This is a genomic window from Sphaerisporangium corydalis (assembly GCF_025506355.1).
In the GTDB taxonomy this organism is placed as follows: Bacteria; Actinomycetota; Actinomycetes; order Streptosporangiales; family Streptosporangiaceae; genus Sphaerisporangium; species Sphaerisporangium corydalis.
In genome coordinates, this window is the sequence record NZ_JANZYP010000144.1 from 1 (window position 1) to 2,078 (window position 2,078).

2 protein-coding genes are annotated in these 2,078 nt (G+C 67.3%); both read left to right on the plus strand.

Annotation, left to right across the window (positions count from 1 at the left end; translation table 11 throughout):
• On the plus strand, nucleotides 1-854 hold an 854-nt coding region (locus tag NYZ98_RS41220), incomplete at its 5' end, for an endo-1,4-beta-xylanase (protein ID WP_262850997.1).
• Nucleotides 855-883: 29 nt separating this feature from the next.
• The coding region (locus NYZ98_RS41225) for a non-reducing end alpha-L-arabinofuranosidase family hydrolase (protein WP_262850999.1) at nucleotides 884-2,078 on the plus strand (1,195 nt) is incomplete at its 3' end.

A 2,078-nucleotide genomic window follows, 5' to 3' on the forward strand; every position in this document is an offset into this window, starting at 1 on the left:
GCTCCAACCTGCAATCCACCGGCAACGACTGGATCGAGGTCGCCTTCCGCACCGCACGAGCCGCCGACCCCGCCGCCAAACTCTGCTACAACGACTACAACATCGACAACTGGACCTGGGCCAAAACGCAGGGCGTGTACAACATGGTCCGCGACTTCAAACAACGCGGCGTGCCGATCGACTGCGTCGGCCTGCAGTCCCACTTCAACAGCGGCAGCCCCTACAACAGCAACTACCGCACCACCATCTCCAGCTTCGCCGCCCTCGGCGTCGACGTGCAGATCACCGAACTCGACATCCAAGGCGCCTCCGCCCAGACCTACGCAGCCGTGACCAACGACTGCCTGGCCGTCGCCCGCTGCAACGGCCTCACGACCTGGGGCGTCCGCGACCAGGACTCCTGGCGCTCCGGCGACACCCCACTGCTGTTCAGCGGCAACAACAAAAAGCCCGCCTACGACGCGGTCCTGAACGCCCTCAACAACGCCGGCCCGAACCCGAATCCCACGCCTACCCCCACGCCTACCCCCACCCCCACTCCCACTCCCACGCCGGGTACGGGGGCGTGTTCGGCGACGATCACGACGAGCAACACCTGGTCGGGCGGCTTCCAGTCGGCGGTGACGGTCAGCGCCGGCACCTCGGCGGTCAGCGGGTGGACCGTGCGGTGGACCTGGCCCAGCGGGCAGACGATCAGCAGCCTCTGGAACGGCGAGCAGAGTGTGTCCGGCTCCAGCGTGACCGTACGCAACGTCTCCTACAACGGCTCCATCCCCGCGGGTGGCTCCACGGTCTTCGGCTTCACCGCCAACGGCAACGCCGCCACCCCGACCGCCTCCTGCACCAGCCCCTGACGGCGGGTGGCACGATGAGGAGAATTCAGATGCCCCTGCCCTGGCGAACACGGACGTCCCGTCCCGCCGTGCGCCGCAGGACGGCGATCGGCGCGATCTCCGTCCTGCTGGCGGCGGGCGGGCTGCTCGCCACGCAGCCCGCGGAGGCCGCCGTCGCCTGCCGGGTCGACTACACCGTCACCTCGAGCTGGCAGGGCGGCTTCGGCGCCAGCGTGACGATCGACAATCTCGGTGACGCGGTCAACGGCTGGCGGCTGACCTGGTCCTTCGGCTCAGGCCAGGAGATCACCCAGATCTGGAACGCCACCCACACCCAGTCCGGTTCTTCGGTGACCGCGACCAATGTCGGCTACAACGCCGCCATCCCCTCCGGCGGCAGTACCGCCTTCGGGTTCAACGGCTCCTGGAACGGGAGCAACCCCGCACCCACGTCGTTCTCCCTGAACGGCGTGGCCTGCACCGGCGACCCGGGCACCCCGAGCCCGACGCCGACCGTGACCCCGACCGTGACCCCCACGCCGACGCCGACGCCGACCGGTACGTGCGCGCTTCCCTCGAGTTACCGGTGGAGCTCGACCGGTCCCCTGGCCACCCCCAAGTCCGGGTGGGTCTCACTCAAGGACTTCACCACCGTCCCCTACAACGGCCGCCAACTGGTCTACGCCACCACCCACGACACCGGCACCCGATGGGGCTCAATGAACTTCGCCCCCTTCACCACCTGGCCCGACATGGCCAACGCCACCCAGAACACCATGAACTCCGCCACCGTCGCCCCCACCCTGTTCTACTTCGCCCCCAAAAACACCTGGGTCCTCACCTACCAATGGGGCGCCACCGCCTTCTCCTACCGCACCACCACCGACCCCACCAACCCCAACGGCTGGTCCGCACAACAAACCCTGTTCTCCGGGAGCATCACCGGCTCCGGAACCGGACCCATCGACCAAACCGTCATCGGTGACAGCACCACCATGTACCTGTTCTTCGCCGGCGACAACGGCAAGATCTACCGCGCCACCATGCCCATCGGGAACTTCCCCGGCAACTTCGGCACCACCTCAACCGTCATCATGAGCGACTCGACCAACAACCTGTTCGAAGCCGTCCAGGTCTACAAACTCCAAGGCCAGAACCGCTACCTCATGCTGGTGGAAGCCATCGGCTCCCAAGGCCGCTACTTCCGCTCCTTCACCGCCACCACCCTCAACGGCACCTGGACCC